This window comes from Streptomyces sp. NBC_00162 (assembly GCF_024611995.1).
Taxonomy (GTDB): domain Bacteria; phylum Actinomycetota; class Actinomycetes; order Streptomycetales; family Streptomycetaceae; genus Streptomyces.
Genome location: NZ_CP102509.1, coordinates 2,134,761 through 2,151,876, shown reverse-complemented (window position 1 = coordinate 2,151,876; position 17,116 = coordinate 2,134,761). Strand labels below are relative to the sequence as shown.

General features: G+C 69.8%; 17 protein-coding genes. 12 read left to right on the top strand and 5 right to left on the bottom strand.

Annotation, left to right across the window (positions count from 1 at the left end; all coding sequences use genetic code 11):
• Positions 1-20: 20 nt before the first annotated feature.
• Genes JIW86_RS10585 through JIW86_RS10565 form a run of 5 tightly spaced genes read left to right on the top strand, consistent with a single transcriptional unit; the run spans position 21 to position 5,137 of the window.
• A complete protein-coding gene (locus JIW86_RS10585) occupies positions 21-1,628 on the top strand; it encodes an ABC transporter substrate-binding protein (protein ID WP_257553520.1) in 1,608 nt (535 codons plus the stop codon).
• On the top strand, positions 1,625-2,575 hold the full coding sequence (locus tag JIW86_RS10580) for an ABC transporter permease (RefSeq protein WP_257553519.1): 951 nt from the start codon (positions 1,625-1,627) through the stop codon (positions 2,573-2,575). The genes JIW86_RS10585 and JIW86_RS10580 overlap by 4 nt, the downstream gene beginning before the upstream one ends.
• Positions 2,572-3,432: an ABC transporter permease gene (locus tag JIW86_RS10575; protein WP_257553518.1), complete on the top strand. Its 861-nt coding sequence runs from the start codon at positions 2,572-2,574 to the stop codon at positions 3,430-3,432. The genes JIW86_RS10580 and JIW86_RS10575 overlap by 4 nt, the downstream gene beginning before the upstream one ends.
• Complete coding sequence (locus JIW86_RS10570; RefSeq protein ID WP_257553517.1) at positions 3,429-4,379, top strand: ABC transporter ATP-binding protein; 951 nt, start codon at positions 3,429-3,431, stop codon at positions 4,377-4,379. The genes JIW86_RS10575 and JIW86_RS10570 overlap by 4 nt, the downstream gene beginning before the upstream one ends.
• Entirely contained in the window at positions 4,376-5,137 is a 762-nt protein-coding gene (locus JIW86_RS10565; protein WP_257553516.1) for an ABC transporter ATP-binding protein, read from the top strand. Before JIW86_RS10570 ends, JIW86_RS10565 begins: the two co-directional genes overlap by 4 nt.
• A gap of 385 nt (positions 5,138-5,522) precedes the next feature.
• On the opposite strand, the gene JIW86_RS10560 is transcribed toward JIW86_RS10565, so the two are convergent.
• From JIW86_RS10560 to JIW86_RS10550, 3 genes are all read right to left on the bottom strand, one after another.
• Complete coding sequence (locus JIW86_RS10560) at positions 5,523-6,980, bottom strand: catalase (RefSeq protein WP_215145841.1); 1,458 nt, start codon at positions 6,978-6,980, stop codon at positions 5,523-5,525.
• Between the two features lie 217 nt (positions 6,981-7,197).
• The gene (locus JIW86_RS10555) at positions 7,198-8,088 is read right to left on the bottom strand and encodes a 2-hydroxy-3-oxopropionate reductase (RefSeq protein ID WP_215145739.1); all 891 of its coding nucleotides are present in this window, start codon (positions 8,086-8,088) and stop codon (positions 7,198-7,200) included.
• A gap of 75 nt (positions 8,089-8,163) precedes the next feature.
• A complete protein-coding gene (locus tag JIW86_RS10550; RefSeq protein ID WP_215145737.1) occupies positions 8,164-8,997 on the bottom strand; it encodes a TIM barrel protein in 834 nt (277 codons plus the stop codon).
• A gap of 126 nt (positions 8,998-9,123) precedes the next feature.
• Between JIW86_RS10550 and JIW86_RS10545 the strand changes: the two genes are divergently transcribed.
• The 7 genes from JIW86_RS10545 to JIW86_RS10515 all read left to right on the top strand — a co-directional run bounded on the left by JIW86_RS10545 (position 9,124) and on the right by JIW86_RS10515 (position 15,067).
• Positions 9,124-9,375 (top strand): thiamine-binding protein, encoded by a 252-nt coding sequence (locus JIW86_RS10545; protein WP_215145735.1) that lies wholly within the window; start codon positions 9,124-9,126, stop codon positions 9,373-9,375.
• Positions 9,372-9,770 (top strand): helix-turn-helix domain-containing protein, encoded by a 399-nt coding sequence (locus JIW86_RS10540; RefSeq protein WP_215145733.1) that lies wholly within the window; start codon positions 9,372-9,374, stop codon positions 9,768-9,770. The genes JIW86_RS10545 and JIW86_RS10540 overlap by 4 nt, the downstream gene beginning before the upstream one ends.
• A 154-nt stretch (positions 9,771-9,924) precedes the next feature.
• Complete coding sequence (gene uraD, locus JIW86_RS10535; RefSeq protein ID WP_257553515.1) at positions 9,925-10,443, top strand: 2-oxo-4-hydroxy-4-carboxy-5-ureidoimidazoline decarboxylase; 519 nt, start codon at positions 9,925-9,927, stop codon at positions 10,441-10,443.
• A gap of 2 nt (positions 10,444-10,445) precedes the next feature.
• Positions 10,446-10,835, top strand: coding sequence for a hydroxyisourate hydrolase (gene uraH, locus JIW86_RS10530; RefSeq protein WP_030390359.1), 390 nt, complete (start codon positions 10,446-10,448; stop codon positions 10,833-10,835).
• Between the two features lie 2 nt (positions 10,836-10,837).
• Positions 10,838-11,761 (top strand): factor-independent urate hydroxylase, encoded by a 924-nt coding sequence (pucL, locus tag JIW86_RS10525; protein WP_031149253.1) that lies wholly within the window; start codon positions 10,838-10,840, stop codon positions 11,759-11,761.
• A gap of 187 nt (positions 11,762-11,948) precedes the next feature.
• Positions 11,949-13,352, top strand: coding sequence for an 8-oxoguanine deaminase (locus JIW86_RS10520; RefSeq protein WP_257553514.1), 1,404 nt, complete (start codon positions 11,949-11,951; stop codon positions 13,350-13,352).
• Positions 13,353-13,684: 332 nt separating this feature from the next.
• Entirely contained in the window at positions 13,685-15,067 is a 1,383-nt protein-coding gene (locus JIW86_RS10515; RefSeq protein ID WP_416237549.1) for a nucleobase:cation symporter-2 family protein, read from the top strand.
• A gap of 69 nt (positions 15,068-15,136) precedes the next feature.
• Here JIW86_RS10515 and JIW86_RS10510 read toward each other — a convergent pair whose 3' ends face one another.
• A complete protein-coding gene (locus JIW86_RS10510; protein ID WP_257553512.1) occupies positions 15,137-15,724 on the bottom strand; it encodes a 3'-5' exoribonuclease domain-containing protein in 588 nt (195 codons plus the stop codon).
• 65 nt (positions 15,725-15,789) lie between these two features.
• Positions 15,790-16,980 (bottom strand): GDSL-type esterase/lipase family protein, encoded by a 1,191-nt coding sequence (locus JIW86_RS10505; RefSeq protein WP_257553511.1) that lies wholly within the window; start codon positions 16,978-16,980, stop codon positions 15,790-15,792.
• Positions 16,981-17,116 lie beyond the last annotated feature (136 nt).

The following is a 17,116-nucleotide window of genomic DNA, read 5'->3' as shown; positions in this document are numbered from 1 at the left end:
CCCTCCGCCAAGGAGCGTGCATGCCGATCCCCTCCCGCAGCCGCCGCCTGGCCGGCCCGGCCGCCGCGGTCCTCGCCCTGCTGTTCACGGACGCGGGCTGCGCGGCCCCGCCCGGCGGCGCCGGCCCCACCGCCCTCCACCTCTCCGCCGCGACGCCCCCCGCCCGCGGTGACATCGACGGATTCACCTGGGCCCTGTACGCCGAACCGCCCGTCCTCGACTACCTCTACGCCTTCGACTACCCGCAGAACACCGTCCTCGCCAACGTCTGCGAATCCCTGATGCGGTGGACCCCGCAGCTCACCCTCGAACCCGGGCTCGCCGAGAAGGCCACCCAGACCGACCCCACCACCTGGGTCTACGACCTGCGCCCGGACGTGCGCTTCCACAGCGGCGCCACCCTCACCGCCGACGACGCCGTCGCCAGCCTCAGCCGCCACCTCGACCCGGAGCTCGGCTCCTACTGGGTCGAGGACTTCAAGAACGTCGAGTCCGTCGAGAAGACCGGCCCGCTCCAGATCACCGTTCACCTCACCACCCCCGACGCGCTGTTCCCCCAGGCCATGGCCAACTCCGCGGGGACCGTGGCCCGGGCCGCCACCATGGCGGAGCAGGGCAAGGCCTTCGGCACCGCCGACGGCGGCCTCGACTGCACCGGCCCCTTCCGGCTGGGGGAGTGGGAACAGGGCGCCTCCCTGCGCCTGGACCGCTTCGACGGCTACTGGGGCAAGCGCGCCAAGGCCGGCCACGTCACCTTCGCCTTCCTGCCCGACTCCGCCGCCCGCACCAACGCCCTGCTCACCGGCGAGGTCGACGGCTCCTTCGCGGTACCCCCGGAGTCGATGTCCCGCCTGCGCGCCGCCGACGACGGCCACCTCTACTCCGGCGAAAGCCTCACCACCGTCAACCTCGCCGTCGCCGACCTCGGCGGCACCCTCGCCGACGTCCGCGTCCGCCGCGCCCTGATGCTCGCCCTCGACCGCGAGGGCTTCGCCAAGGGAGCCATGCGCGGCGCCGCCACCCCCACCGGCTCCCTCGTGGCCAAGGGGACCTGGCGCGGCGGACCGCCCGATCCCGGTTCCGTGCACCGGGACCTGGAGGAGGCGAAACGCCTCGTCGACGAAGCCGGGGCCCGCGGCAGGAAACTCACCGTCGCCTCCAGCCCCCTCGGCCCCGACGTCGCCCTCCTCGCCGTCGCCGTCCAGGACGCGGGCCGCCGCATCGGCCTCGACGTGGAGATCCGCACGGTGGCGCCCGACGCATTCACCGCGCTGTTCTCCGACCCCGAGGCCCGTAAGGGGCTCGACCTCTTTCCCTACACCTACTACCTCTCGGTCACCGACCCGCTGAGCATGTACGCGAACTTCCGCACCGGCCAGTTCGAGAACTACGCGGGATACAGCTCACCCGCCTACGACGCCCTGGCCGACGAGGCGACCGCCGAGTACGACCCGGCCAGGCGCGCGGAGCTCACGGCCCGGCTCGCCGAGATGGCCTCCGACGAGGCCGTGTGCCTGCCGGTCGCGGAGTACCCCGGCAGCGTCTACCTGAGCCGGCGCATCACCGGCGCCCCCACGACGATCTCGTACATGTACGCCCCGTGGGCCGCCGAAGTGGGGGCACCGTGATCCGCTTCCTGCTCAGACGGCTCGGTGAACTCCTGGCCACCCTCCTCGCCGCCTCCTTCCTCGTGTACGCCTCCGTCCGCCTCGCCCCCGGCCGCCCCGAGACCTTCCTGCTCGGCGGCCGCGGGGCCAACCCCCAGGCGCTGGCCGCGATCCGCGAGCAGTACCACCTCGACGACCCCTTCCTCGTCCAGTACGGAAAGTGGCTGGCCGGAGCCGTCACCGGGGACCTCGGCACCTCCGTCCAGTACCGCAGCGACGTCCTGGACCTGGTGGCCGCGCGCGTCCCGGTCACCCTCGCCCTGATCGGAATATCAGCCTTCCTGGTACTCGCCGGCGGACTGCTGCTCGGCCTGCTGGGCGCCGTCCGCGGCGGCCGCACCGACCGGGCCGTCCTCGTCGCCACCTCCGCCGCCGTCGCCACCCCGTCCTTCATCGCCGCGATCCTGCTGCTGTCGCTCTTCTCGGTGCGGCTCGGCTGGTTCCCCGTACTCGGCAGCGGCGACGGGTTCCTCGACACCCTCCACCACCTCGCCCTGCCCGCCGTCGCCCTGGCCCTGCCCTTCATCGGCGTACTGGCCCGCGTGACCAGAGCCGCCCTGCTGGAGCAGTTCGCCCAGGACCACGTCACCGTCGCCCGCAGCCGGGGCGTCCCCGAACGGACCGTCGTACGACGTCACGTACTGCGCGGCGCGCTGGGCCCCGTCCTCACCCAGGCCGGGCTCACCCTCTCCGGACTGATGGTCTGCACGATCCTCGTGGAGTCCGCCTTCGGCCTCGGCGGGCTCGGCGAGTTCCTCGCGAAGTCCGTGACCGTGAAGGACTTCCCCGTGGTCCAGGCGATCTCCCTGCTGACCATCGCCCTCTTCGTCCTGGTCAACCTCGCCGTCGACCTGGTCCACCCCCTCATCGACCCCCGGGTCCGCCTCGGCGCGAGGAGCACCGCATGACCGCCCTCCTGCTCCGACCGGCCGCCGCGGCCCGCAAGAGACCGCGCACCCAGGGATCCTGGCTGCACCGCGCGAGCCTCGGCTTCGCCGCCCTCGTCGTCCTGGTCGCCCTCGCCGCCCCCTGGCTCGCCCCGCACGACCCGAACGCCGTCGACTTCGGCGCCTCCCTGGCGAACCCCTCGTCCGAACTGCTGCTCGGCGGGGACATCGGCGGCCGCGACACCCTCTCCCGGCTGATCGCCGGAGCCCGCGTCTCCCTCCTCGGCCCCCTCTGCGTCGTCGCCCTGTCCACCCTGCTCGGCGTGGTGATCGGGGTCGCCGCCGCCTGGCGCGGCGGCGCGCTCGACGCCCTGCTCTCCCGCACCAGCGAACTCCTGCTCGCCTTCCCGGGCCTGCTCCTCGCGATGCTGCTCGTCTCCCTCTACGGCCGCGGGCTGATCGCCCCCGTGATCGCGCTGTCCCTCGCCTACACCCCGTTCGTCAGCCGGCTCGCCCGCAGCCTCGCCCTCGCCGAGGCCGGCAAGCCGTACCTGGCCGCCTACCGGGTACAGGGCTTCTCCGGAGCGTGGATCTGCGTGCGCCACCTGGTCCCGAACATCGCGCCCGTGGTCCTCGCCCAGTCCACCGTCAACTTCGGCTACGCCCTGCTCGACCTGGCCGCCCTGTCCTTCCTCGGCCTCGGCGTCCCGCCCCTCACCCCCGACTGGGGAGCCATGATCAACGACGGTCAGTCCGCCATCCTCGAAGGGGCCCCGCTCTCCGCGCTCGCCCCCTGCCTCGCGGTGATCGTCACCGTCGTCGCCTTCAACGTCGTCGGCGAGCGCCTCGCCGACCGGGTCGCAGGGAGAACCACGTGAAAGGCCCCGCTGCCGACCCCGCCATCGACCCGATACTGGAGGTGGCGGACCTCCGCCTCGCCCTGCCCGGCCACGCCCGGCCCGTGCTCGCCGGAGTGAACCTGACGGTCCGGTCAGGCGAGACCGTAGCCCTGGTGGGGGAGTCGGGTTCGGGGAAGTCCCTCACCGCACGCGCGGCGCTCGGCCTGCTGCCGGCCGGCGCGGACCTTTCGGGGTCGGTCCGGGTCGCCGGGGACGACGTCCTGACCCTCCCCGCCGACCGGCTGCGCGCCCTCCGCTCGACCACCGTCTCGATGATCTTCCAGGACCCCCGGTCCGCGATGAACCCCCTGCGCAGGCTCGGCGACTTCCTCACGGAGACCGTACGCGGCACCGCGCGGGCGGACGGCCTGCCCGAGCTCCTCGACGCGGTGGGCCTCCCGTCCCGCGTCCTGCGCCAGTACCCCCACGAGCTCTCCGGCGGCATGCTGCAACGCGTCATGATCGCCGCTGCCCTGCTGCCCGGCCCGCGGCTCCTGCTCGCCGACGAACCCACCACCGCCCTCGACACCGTCACCCAGGCCGAGATCATCGCCCTGCTCGCCCGCCTGCGCGCACGCGAAGGCTGCGGGCTGCTCTTCGTCACCCACGACCTGGAACTCGCCGCGGCCATCAGCGACCGGGTGTACGTCATGTACGCGGGCCGGATCGTCGAAACCGGCTCGGCCGCCGCCCTGTTCGAACACCCCCGCCACCCCTACACGCGGGCGCTGCTCGACGCGACCCCCCGCCCAGACGCCCCGCCCGGCCGGCTCCCCGCGATCCCGGGCCGGCCGCCGGACCTGCGCACCGCCGTCACGGGCTGCGCGTTCGCGGCCCGCTGCGCCCGCGCCACCGACCTGTGCGGCCGGGAGATCCCGGCCCCGCGCGCGGGCGTGGCCTGTCACCACGGGGAGCTGCCGTCATGACTGCCGTGCTGGAAGTCCGAGGTCTGTGCCGTACGTACGGAGAGGTGAGCGCGGTGGACGGGGTGTCCTTCACCGTCCCGGCGGGCGGGGCGCTGGGCATCGTCGGCGGGTCCGGTTCGGGCAAGACCACCACGGCCCGGATCGTGACGGGTCTGGAGCGCGCCGACGCGGGCGAGGTGCTCGTACGGGGCCGCGTGCGCGAGCCGGCCGCGAGGGGCCGGGCGGCGCGGCTGCGCCGGGCGCGCGAGGTCCAGCTGGTCTTCCAGGACCCGCTGCTCTCGCTGGACCCCAGGATCACGGCGGGGGAGGTGCTCCGGGAGACCCTGCGGCTGCACTTCCCGCGACGGGATCCGGGCCCTCGGGTGCGCGAACTGCTGGACCGGGTGGGTCTGGGCGAGCGGGAGGCCGCGGCCCGGCCCCGTGAGCTCTCCGGCGGCCAGCGTCAGCGCGTGGCCATCGCCCGGGCCCTGGCCGTCGAGCCGGCGGTCCTGGTGCTGGACGAGGCGGTGGCGGCGCTGGACGTCTCGGTGCAGGCCCAGATCCTCAACCTGCTGGCCGAGATCCGGGCGGCCACGCCGGTGGCGTACCTGTTCATCACCCACGACCTGGGCGTCGTACGGGCGGTGACGGACGAGCTCGTCGTGATGCGCGCGGGCCGCGTCGTGGAGACGGGCCCGACCGCCTCGGTGCTCTCGGCCCCGGAACACGAATACACCCGCCTGCTGCTGGACTCCGTACCGCGCAGGCCGCAGCGGTAAGGGGAAACGACAAAGCGCCGAGTCACGGGACCGTCCGTGACTCGGCGCTCTGGTTTGTGACCGCCCGACGGAGCGAGGCTGGCGCGACAGGACGTTCGCACCGCCGGGCGGAGTAGGAGGCTCCTCGGTACCCACAGGGGACTCTGTGCGTGGCCCTGCGGGAAGAGGAGTGGCTGGGACCGTGGCGGGCGGGCGACGAGAACTCCGGCTTCGTCTCCCTCAGGTCAAGAGACGGGCCTCGGAACCCATTACCACCGCACTGGCTCGCACGCTCGCCACGGTCCTCGTCCTGCCCTCACCGCGTACCACCCCTCATCCGGGTATGCGGCTCGGGCCAGCACCCGGGGCCTGACCTCCCGTCAGGCCCCCGGTACAGCTGTTCGGCTCAGGCGTCGCGCAGGGCGCGGACGGCCTCCTCGACGCGCTTGCCGTAGTCGGCGTCGGCGGCGTGGAAGTGAGCCAGGTTCTTCTCGATGACGTCTTCCAGGGTGACCTGAGACAGACCGCCGGCGATGTTCGCCACCAGACGCTGCTTCTCGGCCTCCGACATCAGGCGGTAGAGCTCACCGGCCTGGAAGAAGTCGTCGTCCTTGGTGTGGGCCGGGGCCTCGTGGGTGCCCGTGTAGCCGGAGACGGCCTTCGGGGCGCCCAGTGCCAGACCGGTCTCGGCCGGACCCTGGTACGAGTTGGGCTCGTAGTTCTTGTCGTGGCGCGAGCCGTTGCGCAGCGCCATGACACCGTCGCGGCCGTAGTTCTCGGCCTTCGTCGCCTTCGGGGCGTTGACCGGCAGCAGGGTGTGGTTCACACCGAGGCGGTAGCGCTGGGCGTCGGCGTACGCGAAGAGACGGCCCTGGAGCATCTTGTCCGGCGAGGCGGTGATGCCCGGGACGAAGTTGTTCGGGGAGAAGGCGGACTGCTCGACCTCGGCGAAGACGTTGTCCGGGTTGCGGTCGAGGACCAGACGGCCCACGCGCTGCAGCGGGTAGTCGCTGTGCGGCCACACCTTGGTGAGGTCGAACGGGTTGAAGCGGTAGTCCGCGGCCTCGGCGGCGGGCATGATCTGGACGTAGAGGGTCCAGCTCGGGTTCACACCGCGCTCGATCGCCTGCAGCAGGTCGGTCTGGTGCGAGTTCGCGTCCGAGCCGACGAGCTCGGCGGCCTGCTCGCCCGACAGGCAGCGGATGCCCTGGTTCGTCTTGAAGTGGTACTTGACGAAGAAGGCCTCGCCCGACTCGTTGGTCCACTGGTACGTGTGGGAGCCGTAGCCGTTCATGTGACGGTACGACGCCGGGATACCGCGGTCACCCATGAGCCAGGTGATCTGGTGCGTCGCCTCGGGGGCGTGCGCCCAGAAGTCCCAGACGTTGTCCGGCTCCTGCTTGCCCGTGAAGGGGTCGCGCTTCTGGGAGTGGATGAAGTCGGGGAACTTGATCGGGTCCTTGATGAAGAACACCGGGGTGTTGTTGCCGACGAGGTCGTAGTTGCCCTCTTCGGTGTAGAACTTCAGCGCGAAGCCGCGCGGGTCGCGGACCGCGTCCGCGCCACCCAGCGAGTCGGCCACGGTGGAGAACCGCAGGAAGGTCTCGGTCTTCTTGCCGACCGTGTTCAGGAACGCGGCGCTGGTGTACGCGGTGACGTCGTCGGTCACCTCGAAGTGGCCGTACGCGGCCGAGCCGCGGGCGTGCACCACGCGCTCCGGGATGCGCTCACGGTTGAAGCGGGCAAGCTTCTCGAGGAGCTGCTGGTCCTGGACCAGGAGCGGGCCACCGACGCCGGCGGTGGCGGAGTTCTGATTGTCGGCGACCGGGGCGCCGGACTCGGTCGTCAGCGTGCGCTTCGACATGGTGACCTTCCGTACGGGTAACTGCTGACGGAAAGTGTCTTCCGTCATGCGGAACAGCCTAATTTCGGCGAGAACTAAACGTCAACAGTTTGTTGAACGAAGTTGAAGAGAGGTGATCCGGACGGTGCCGGCGCTTGGGCGCGACAGGACAGGTGTCAGCACCGGCACCATCCGGAAACTCAGGCCCCCCGGTGACAGGGGGAAGGGCTCGGCCCGGTCAGATCTGGGCGCCGGAGAGGCGCTCGACGGCACGGAGCAGGGCCGAGTGGTCCAGGCCACCGTCACCCTGGGCGCGCAGCGAGGCGACCAGCTGGGCGACGACCGCGCCGACCGGCAGGGCGGCACCCACGTTGCGGGCGGCGTCGGTGACGATGCCCATGTCCTTGTGGTGCAGGTCGATCCGGAAACCGGGCTTGAAGTCGCGGTTCAGGAAGTTGTCCTTCTTGCGGGTCAGGACCGTGGATCCGGCCAGACCGCCGTTGAGGACGTCCAGGGCGGCCTGGAGGTTCACGCCGGACTTCTCGAGGAAGACGACGGCCTCGGCGCACGCCTGGATGTTCACCGCGACGATGAGCTGGTTCGCGGCCTTCACCGTCTGGCCGGAGCCGTGCGGGCCGCAGAGCACGATGGTCTTGCCGAGGGCCTCGAGGACGGGCAGGGCCTCGTCGAAGTCGGCCTGCTCGCCGCCCACCATGATCGACAGGACGGCCTCGATGGCGCCGGCCTCACCGCCGGACACCGGGGCGTCGAGGACGCGGATGCCCTTCTCGGCGGCGTTCTTCGCCAGGTCGACGGAGGTCTGCGGGGTGATCGACGACATGTCGACGATCAGCGCACCGGACTTGGCGTTCTCGAGGATGCCGTTCTCACCGTAGGAGATGGCCTCGACCTGCGGGGAGGCGGGCACCATCGTGATGATCACGTCGGCGTCCTTGACGGCCTCGGCGATCGAGCCGGCCGCGGTACCGCCGGCGGCGGCCAGGCGCTCCAGCTTGTCCTGCTCCAGGGTGAACCCGGTGACCGAGTAGCCGGCCTTCAGGAGGTTCTCGGCCATGGGGGAGCCCATGATTCCGAGGCCGATCCAGGCAATCTTGGGGAGGTTGCTCATGACGAGGATCCTTCTCTTAATGCTTTGTACGAAAAGTTCGACAGGTGCCTGGCTGATCGCCCGGACTTTGTCCGCCTACTTCGCGGCGCGGGCCTCGGCCGGCAGCCATGCGAAGGACGCGGCAGCGTCGGCGGCCTTGTACTCCAGGCCTACGTAGCCCTCGTATCCGGCCTTCTTCAGCTGGTCGAGCAGCTCCTCGAGGGGCAGCTCGCCGGTGCCGGGGGCACCTCGTCCGGGCTTGTCCGCGATCTGGACGTGCCCGGTCTTGGCGGCGTACTTTTCGATGACCTCGGAGAGGTCCTCGTCGTTCATCGCCAGGTGGTACAGGTCGAGCAGGAACTTGGCGTTGCCGAGACCGGTGGCCTCGTTCACCTTGTCCACTACCTCGATGCCGGCCGGGGCGCTCACCAGCGGGTAGAGCGGCGACTCGGGCTTGTTGAGGGTCTCGATCAGGAGGATCGCGCCGACGCGGTCCGCGGCCTGAGCCGCCACGACCAGGTTCTTCAGGGCGAGCTCGTCCTGAACGGCGGGGTCCACGCCTTCGACGCGGTTGCCGTAGAGGGCGTTCAGCGCCTTGCAGCCGACCGAGGCCGCGAAGTCGGCGGCCACGTTGATGTTGGCGTTGAAGCGCTCCGACTCCTCACCGGGAACCGACACCGCACCGCGGTCCGGTCCCGGCAGCTGGCCGGCGTAGAAGTTCAGACCCACCAGCTGGGTGCCGGCGTCCTCAAGAGCCTTCTTGAGGGCGTCGAGCTCCGCCTGTGCGGGGGTGGGGGTCTCGATCCAGGGCCACCACAGCTCGACCGCCGTGAAGCCCGCCGCGGCGGCAGCCGCAGGACGCTCCAGAAGCGGGAGTTCCGTGAAGAGGATCGAAAGGTTTACATCGAAGCGCTGGTCCGTGTATCCCATGAGGGGTGTGCGCTCCTTCCGTATTGCGGAAGTTAGTTTCTGCTTGATGGAAGACTGCATGGGTCCCGTCCCGGATGTCAAGTGCGGGCTGCCGGAAAATCGTGACCGCGGGGTAGCTTGGCCAGCGTGCGATTGAGAGTGGAATTCACGACCGAGCCCTTCGATCTCGAACAGGCTCCTGCCCATGCCGTGGCCGCCCGCGAGGTCATCCAGAAGGCCCAGCTGGACGCGGTGGATGTCGGCCCGTTCGGAAACACCGCGGAGGGGGAGGCCGACCAGGTGCTGGCCGCGGTGGGCGCGCTGCTGCGCGACTCCCTCGAGGCCGGGGCGACGCGCGTGTCGCTCCAGGTCAATGTGATCGGGGAGGACACGCCATGACCGAGCCCCGCGACCACCCCTTCGTCACCGCGGTCAAGCCGCTGGTGGACGCCATGGGCGGCGAGCTGATGGATCCCGCCCAGGCGCAGCCCGACGACGTCGTGCTCAGCTGGGAGGGCCAGGACCTGCTGGCCGTACGCCTGCCCCAGCTCTCGGACTCGCTGGACCACATCCTCGCGGCCCTGGAGCGCCGGCACGGCGTGCCGCTGTCCCAGCTCGACCGCAAGTCCAAGCAGGACGTCGTGCGGATACTGGAGGCGCGAGGCGCCTTCTCCGTGCGGCATGGTGTGGAGACGGTCGCGGGCGCCCTGGGCGTCAGCCGTTTCACGGTCTACAACTACTTGAACCGGGACGCCAATCCCCCCAAAGGGTCCGATAAGACCAGCAAAGAGTGAACGAAGTCTGACTCACGGTGACGAGCCGCCGCCCAATTCATCCGGGCGGCGGCTTTTGTGTACGGGAAGTTTCAACAAAGTGTTGACGCCGTGTTGTCGAGGGCGTTAGCTATGCGCAGCCCGTCAAAGCAACAACAGGCCACGGAGGCCTACCGTGACTTCGAGTCCGACCCCGGGTCTCACCCGGTTCAACGCCTTGGACGACAGCGCGGCCACGGCCGAGCTGCACGAGGTGTGCGCCAGTTCGGCATGGGGGAGCAAGCTGCTCGCCCAGCGCCCCTTCGCCAGCGTCGAGTCCCTGTTCGCCGCGAACGAGTCCGCCATGGCGGAGCTCACCGCGGAGGACCTGGGCGAAGCGATGGGAGGCCACGCGCCGATCGGCCGGCCGAAGCCGGGAGACCCGACCTCCGCCCGCGAGCAGCGTGGCATGGCCGGTGCCTCGGAGGAGCTCAAGAACGAGCTCCTCGAGCTGAACCTGGCGTACCAGGAGAAGTTCGGCCACGTCTTCCTCATCTGCGCCACCGGTGCGACCGGTGCGTTCATGCGGGACGCGGTCAAGGTCCGGATCGACAACTCGCCGGAGCAGGAGCGAGAGATCGCCCGCGGTGAGCTCGTCAAGATCAACAAGATCCGCCTGACCCGCCTCGTCGAACTCGCAGAAGAAGGAGAGTGACCATGAGCACCGAGACCACCGCGTCGGTGTCCACGCACATCCTGGACACCAGCATCGGCAAGCCCGCCGAAGGCGTCGCCATCTCCCTGTCGGCCCGTACGGGTCTCGACGGCGAGTGGGCGGCCCTGGGCGGCTCCGCCACCGATGCGGACGGGCGCTGCAAGGACCTGCCGGCGCTGCCGGAGGGCACCACCCACGTACGTCTCGACTTCGAGACCGAGACGTACTTCGAAAAGAAGCAAGCCGAGGCGCAGCAGGACGCCCCCCGCGTAAGGGACAGCGGTGCGTTCTTCCCCGAGGTCACCATCACGTTCGCGGTGAACCCGGGCGAGCACTATCACGTACCGCTGCTGCTCAACCCGTTCGGCTACTCCGTTTACCGAGGGAGCTAGTCATGGCCACGATTCTGGGCCAGAACCAGTACGGCAAAGCAGAGAACCGCGTCGTCAAGATCACGCGGGACGGCGACACGCACCACATCAAGGACCTGAACGTCTCGGTCGCCCTCTCCGGCGACATGGACGACGTCCACTACTCCGGCTCGAACGCCAACGTCCTGCCGACGGACACCACCAAGAACACGGTGTACGCGTTCGCCAAGGAGTACGGCATCGAGTCCGCCGAGCAGTTCGGCATCCACCTGGCGCGCTGGTTCGTGAACAGCCAGGAGCCGATCCAGAAGGCGCGCATCCGGATCGAGGAGTACTCCTGGTCCCGGATCGCCACCTCGGACGCCAACTCCAAGTTCATCGGCTCCGACGAGGTGAACCACTCCTTCGTCCGCGAGGGCATGGAGACCCGCGTCACCCAGATCACGTACGACGGCAAGAACTGGGAGGTCATCTCCGGCCTCAAGGACCTGGTCGTCATGAACTCCACGAACTCCGAGTTCTGGGGTTACGTGAAGGACAAGTACACGACGCTGAAGGAGGCCTACGACCGCATCCTGGCCACCCAGGTGTCGGCTCGCTGGCGCTTCAACTGGTCGGACGACGAGCAGCGGATGCCCAACTGGGAGAAGTCCTACGCCGAGACCCGGAAGCACATGCTCCAGGCCTTCGCGGAGACCTACTCCCTCTCGCTGCAGCAGACCCTGTACCAGATGGGTTCGCGCATCATCAACCACCGTTCGGAGATCGACGAGGTCCGCTTCTCGCTCCCGAACAAGCACCACTTCCTCGTCGACCTTGAGCCGTTCGGCCTCAAGAACGACAACGAGGTCTACTTCGCCGCGGACCGCCCGTACGGTCTGATCGAGGCCACTGTTCTCCGGGACGGCGTTGACGCCCGTATCCCCGTGGACATGACCAACCTCTGATGCACGCGCGTCCCGGGGCTCCGCAGTGGCCCCGGGACGGCGCGACACGTTCCAGCTTCCTGAATCGGCACCCGGACGCATCACTCGGGGCGGCAGTACTGTCAGCTGTCAAGGCCCCCGGCTCCGGCACTCAAATCTCCTGGGCCTTGCCGTGCCCGCACCGCCACTGAAAGCACGAGGAAGTCCCATGGCAGCATCGGCAGCCCTTGACAGCGCGGTCGAGCGCATCGTCATCGAGAACTGTGCGATCGCGACCGTCGACGCCAACGACACCGAGTACGCCTCGGGTCACGTCGTCGTCGCCGGCAACAAGATCGAGTCCATCGGCGCGGGCAAGGCCCCCGAGAACCTCGAGAACGTCGTCCGCCGCATCGACGGCACCGGGCACCTCGTGACTCCCGGTCTGGTCAACACGCACCACCACTTCTACCAGTGGATCACGCGTGGCCTGGCCACCGACCACAACCTCTTCAACTGGCTCGTCGCGCTGTACCCGACCTGGGCGCGCATCGACGAGCAGATGACCTACACGGCGGCCCAGGGCTCCCTCGCCGCGATGGCCCGTGGCGGTGTCACCACCGCGATGGACCACCACTACGTCTACCCCAAGGGCTCCGGCGACCTCTCCGGCTCGATCATCCGCGCCGCGTCCGAGATGGGCGTACGGTTCACCCTCGCCCGCGGTTCCATGGACCGCAGCGAGAAGGACGGCGGCCTGCCGCCGGACCACGCGGTGGAGACCCTCGAGGGTGCGCTCGCCGACACCGAGGCGACCGTGAAGAAGTACCACGACGCCTCCTTCGACGCGATGACCCAGGTCGCCGTCGCCCCGTGCTCCCCCTTCTCGGTCTCCACCGAGCTGCTGAAGCAGGGCGCCGAGCTGGCCCGCCGCCTGGGTGTGCGCATGCACACGCACGGCTCCGAGACCGTCGAGGAAGAGCAGTTCTGCAAGGAACTGTTCGGCATGGGCCCGACCGACTACTTCGAGTCGACCGGCTGGCTCGGCGAGGACGTGTGGATGGCGCACAGCGTCCACATGAACGACTCCGACATCGCCGCGTTCGCCCGCACCAAGACCGGTGTCGCGCACTGCCCGTCCTCCAACGCCCGTCTGGCCGCCGGCATCGCCCGCGTCCCGGACATGCTCGCCGCCGGTGTCCCGGTCGGCCTCGGCGTGGACGGCACCGCCTCCAACGAGTCCGGTGAGCTGCACACCGAGCTGCGCAACGCGCTGCTGATCAACCGCCTGAACCCGGTCCACCGCGAGCGCGCCCTCAACGCGCGCCAGGCCCTGCGCCTCGGCACCTACGGCGGCGCCCAGGTCCTCGGCCGCGCCGACAACATCGGCTCGCTCGAGGTCGGCAAGTGCGCCGACTTCGTGCTGTGGAACCTGAGCACCTTCCTGCACTCCTCGATCGCCGACCCGGTCACCGCGCTGGTCTTCGGTGCCGCGGCCCCTGTCACGGCTTCGTTCGTCAACGGCAAGCAGATCGTCGAGAACAACCGACTCCTCTTCGCCGACGAGGACGCCATCGCCGTGTCCACGCGGGAAGAGGCCCAGCGTCTCGCGCGGATCTCCGCGCAGGGCTGATCTCCCCCCTGGCTCTGCCGGGGGGACCCCCAGAGTCCGGCCGGGGGGGACGGCCCCCGGCCGGCGGCCGCGGACCCGAGCGGGGTCCGCGGCAGCCGCTCCCGGGTAGCGCCCGAGGTAATCCGAGGGCGCGCCCCGGGGCGGTGACTCGTGCCACTGGCTTCATCATGCAGCCGAATCACGCGGAACGGTTTCGGGCGAATCGTTTCTGCACCCCTTGGGACAAGCATGCGCACCACCCACAACTGAATACAGGCTCGACTCGCACACCTTTCGCACCACCTCCAAGACACCCACGTCCCTGCCGACGTGTTACCCGACCGGAGGAAGCCGTGGCCGCAATGCCCAGGTTTCGCAAAGACGCAGTCGCAGTACCGGAGGAGAAACACCCGGTCGACGAGACCCTGCCTCCGCTGAAAATGTTCACCAGCGGTCTCCAGCACGTGGCCGCCATGTACGCGGGTGTCGTCGCCCCGCCCATGATCGTGGGCCCCGCCGTCGGGCTCTCCGCCACCGAGACCGCCTTCCTGATGGGCGCCTCGCTCTTCACGGCGGGACTCGCGACCCTCCTCCAGACCCTCGGTTTCTGGAAGATCGGCGCCAAACTCCCCTTCGTCAACGGCGTGTCCTTCGCCGGTGTGACGCCGATGATCGCGATCGGCAAGGGGGAGGGAGCGGACGCCATCCCCGTCATCTTCGGCGCGATCATCGTCGCCGGCATCCTCGGCTTCTTCGCCGCCCCCTACTTCGGCAAACTGGTCCGCTTCTTCCCGCCGGTCGTGACGGGTACGGTCATCACCCTGATCGGCGTCTCGCTGCTGCCCGTCGCGTTCAACTGGTCGCAGGGCGGGAACAGCACCGCCACCGACTACGGCTCGATGAAGAACATCGGCATGGCGGCCGTCACCCTGGTCATCGTCCTGCTGATGCGGAAGTTCCTGCGCGGCTTCCTCCAGCAGATCTCGATCCTGCTCGGCCTGGTCGCGGGCACGCTCATAGCCCTCCCGCTGGGCATGACCAGCTTCGACGCCGTCAAGAACGCCTCGGTGATCGGCTTCCCGACCCCGTTCCACTTCGGCGCCCCGCAGTTCCAGGTCGCCGCGATCATCTCGATGTGCATCGTCATGCTGGTCTGCATGACCGAGTCCACCGCCGACATCCTGGCGCTGGGCAAGATCGTCGGCCGTCCGGCGGACGCGAAGACCATCGAGGGCGGCCTGCGCGCCGACACCCTCGGCAGCGCGATCAGCCCGCTGTTCAACGGCTTCATGTGCAGCGCCTTCGCCCAGAACATCGGGCTGGTCGCCATGACCAAGGTGCGCAGCCGGTTCGTGGTCGCCGCCGGCGGCGGCATCCTGATCCTGCTGGGCCTGTGCCCGATGGCCGCCTCCGTCATCGGCGTGGTCCCGCTGCCGGTCCTCGGCGGCGCCGGCATCGTGCTCTTCGGCTCGGTCGCGGCGAGCGGCATCCAGACCCTGGCCGGCGCGGCCATGGAGAAGGGCGAGAACGCCCTGATCGTCGCCGCCGCGGTGGGCATCGGCCTGATCCCGATCGCCGCGCCGGAGTTCTACCACGCCTTCCCGAAGGACCTCCTGGTCGTCCTGGACTCCGGCATCAGCACCGGCTGCGTGGTGGCGATCCTGCTCAACCTCGCCTTCAACCACCTCGGCGCCCGGCGCGGGGTGAGCACCCCCGAGCCGGTCCCGGTGCACTGAACCCGAACCGTGTTCGGCGGTGCGCACGCCACCCACTGCGGGTGTGGCGTGCGCACCGCCGTACGCGCGTCAGGGCTGCCAGAGCATGAGGTTGCTCATCAGCTCGGCCTGCTCGATCGCGTCGTCCAGCGCGTGGTGCGTGTGCCGCCGTCGCGACAGCAGCCCGCTCGGCATCCGGCCCTTGACGGCGGCCCGCAGCGGTACGCGCGCCTTCGTCGCGTAGAGGGTCTTCATGTCCAGGCAGCCGGAGTGGCCGAACGGGCTGTCGCCGCCGAAGCGCATGAGGTACCAGTACAGGAAGGTCCAGTCGAAGGAGGCCGGGTAGCCGCACATCACCGGCTGCGCGCCGGCCGAGACCTCCCGGACCCAGGCGCGGAACTCCGCCATCGCCGTGTCCGGACCGGCGCCCTCGCGGACCAGCCGGTCCCGGTCGAGCCCGCTGACGGCGAGCGCCTCGGGTACGAACTCCTCGCTGATCGGCCGCAACTCCCGGTAGAAGGTGCGCTCTTCGGGGTCGGCGGCCGTATACGACCCGCCGTCCTGCCGCCCGGCGACGGCGGCCCCGAAGCTGATCATCGAGTACGGACCGGGAATGGGTCCGTCGGCCTCGATGTCGACGGAGATGTACAGACTGGGTCGTGCGGTACGGGCTGCCATGCTCGGGAGCATGCCAGCCCGTACCGGCTCGATCATCCGTATATTTTCCGCGGCCCGGACAGCGGCTACGGGGCGGGCGTCAGGTACATCCCGTTCTGGTCGGCCCCCGCGGTGTTCTTGCAGCTGAAGCCGGATGCGGCGGGCTGGGCCACGACCAGGGCCAGGCAGCGTCCCGCGGCCAGCTGGCCGAAGTGGTTCGGGTGCATGGACTCCTGGATCAGGCCCTGCGACTCGTTGTTGTCGATCCAGCGCGCCCATTCGCTCGTCGTCGCCGAGGCCGGGACCGTCGAGCTCACCTGCTTGCTCGCCTTGGCGCACACCTCGCGCCCCTGGAGCATGTCCCGCAGGTCCATGAACTGCACGCCCTTGGCGGCCGCGACGCCCTTGATGCGGTTCGCGATCTGCGGGACGAGCGAGTCCCGCGCCCAGTCCGAGTCCCGGTTCCAGAACGGGCAACCGCCGGTGTTGAGGCGGCTCCAGTCGCTCTGCGTGTACCGGTTCTCCGCACCGCGCGGGATCGGCGACGGATAGGACTGCAGCACGATCCGGTAGGAGGAGTCGGCGTACCCGGCCCCGCGCATCACGGCCCGGACCTCGTCCACGGACTTGCCGACCGCGCCCATCACGGCGTCGATCTTCTGGTCCACGCCGTACTGCTGGTCGTCGTAGCAGTACGAGTTCCAGAGGATGAAGTCGTACGCGCAGTCCTTGATGATGTCGGCGAAGCCGAGGTCGTTCCCGCCGATGGACAGCGCGATGACCTTGACGTTGTGGCTCGCGGCCACCGCGGCGAGCTGATCGGCCTGCGGTGCCTCGCCCTTGAAGGCCACTCCGCCGTTGGAGGCGCGGTACACGTTCTCGGAGGTGGCCCCGGAACAGGCCAGGTTGACCGCCACGTCAGCGATCGCCCCGGCGCTGCGCACCTCGGCGGAGTCGGAGCGGTGGCAGCCGCCCGCGGTGGCCCCGTAGACCTTGCCGGGATCGTAGGTGCTGCCGCTGACCCAGCCCCGGTCGGTGCCGTTGCGGCTCCCGGTGTTGGTCAGGCTGTTGCCCTTCCAGCGCCCGGCCTCGCCGGAGATGTAGCTGTCGCCCATGGAGACCACGGCGGTGGGCCCGCTGCCGGGACTGGCGGCGGAGGTCCCGGCCCCGGCGGCCATCAGGGCGCCGACGGCGAGCGGCAGAACCATTCCGGCCCCGGCCAGCCGTCGCACACGACTGCCGGCCCGGTCCTTGCTGACGTTGCGGAATCCGATCACTGCGGAACTCCTGCGGTCGGCCATGCGGGAGCCGGGAAGGGCTCCGTCGCATGGCTGGGGAAGTGGGGGTACCGCCGGCCGGTGGCATCGGAAAGGTGACACGCGCCCACTTGTTACCGCTAGGTACAGGCAAGTT

Excerpts from the sequence above, each read along its gene's own strand:
- JIW86_RS10585 (WP_257553520.1), top strand. The coding sequence starts at position 21 with ATGCCGATCCCCTCCCGCAGCCGCCGCCTGGCCGGCCCGGCCGCCGCG.
- JIW86_RS10575 (WP_257553518.1), top strand. The coding sequence starts at position 2,572 with ATGACCGCCCTCCTGCTCCGACCGGCCGCCGCGGCCCGCAAGAGACCG.
- JIW86_RS10565 (WP_257553516.1), top strand. The coding sequence starts at position 4,376 with ATGACTGCCGTGCTGGAAGTCCGAGGTCTGTGCCGTACGTACGGAGAG.
- JIW86_RS10560 (WP_215145841.1), bottom strand. The coding sequence starts at position 6,980 with ATGTCGAAGCGCACGCTGACGACCGAGTCCGGCGCCCCGGTCGCCGAC.
- JIW86_RS10555 (WP_215145739.1), bottom strand. The coding sequence starts at position 8,088 with ATGAGCAACCTCCCCAAGATTGCCTGGATCGGCCTCGGAATCATGGGC.
- JIW86_RS10550 (WP_215145737.1), bottom strand. The coding sequence starts at position 8,997 with ATGGGATACACGGACCAGCGCTTCGATGTAAACCTTTCGATCCTCTTC.
- JIW86_RS10540 (WP_215145733.1), top strand. The coding sequence starts at position 9,372 with ATGACCGAGCCCCGCGACCACCCCTTCGTCACCGCGGTCAAGCCGCTG.
- uraH (WP_030390359.1), top strand. The coding sequence starts at position 10,446 with ATGAGCACCGAGACCACCGCGTCGGTGTCCACGCACATCCTGGACACC.
- pucL (WP_031149253.1), top strand. The coding sequence starts at position 10,838 with ATGGCCACGATTCTGGGCCAGAACCAGTACGGCAAAGCAGAGAACCGC.
- JIW86_RS10520 (WP_257553514.1), top strand. The coding sequence starts at position 11,949 with ATGGCAGCATCGGCAGCCCTTGACAGCGCGGTCGAGCGCATCGTCATC.
- JIW86_RS10510 (WP_257553512.1), bottom strand. The coding sequence starts at position 15,724 with ATGGCAGCCCGTACCGCACGACCCAGTCTGTACATCTCCGTCGACATC.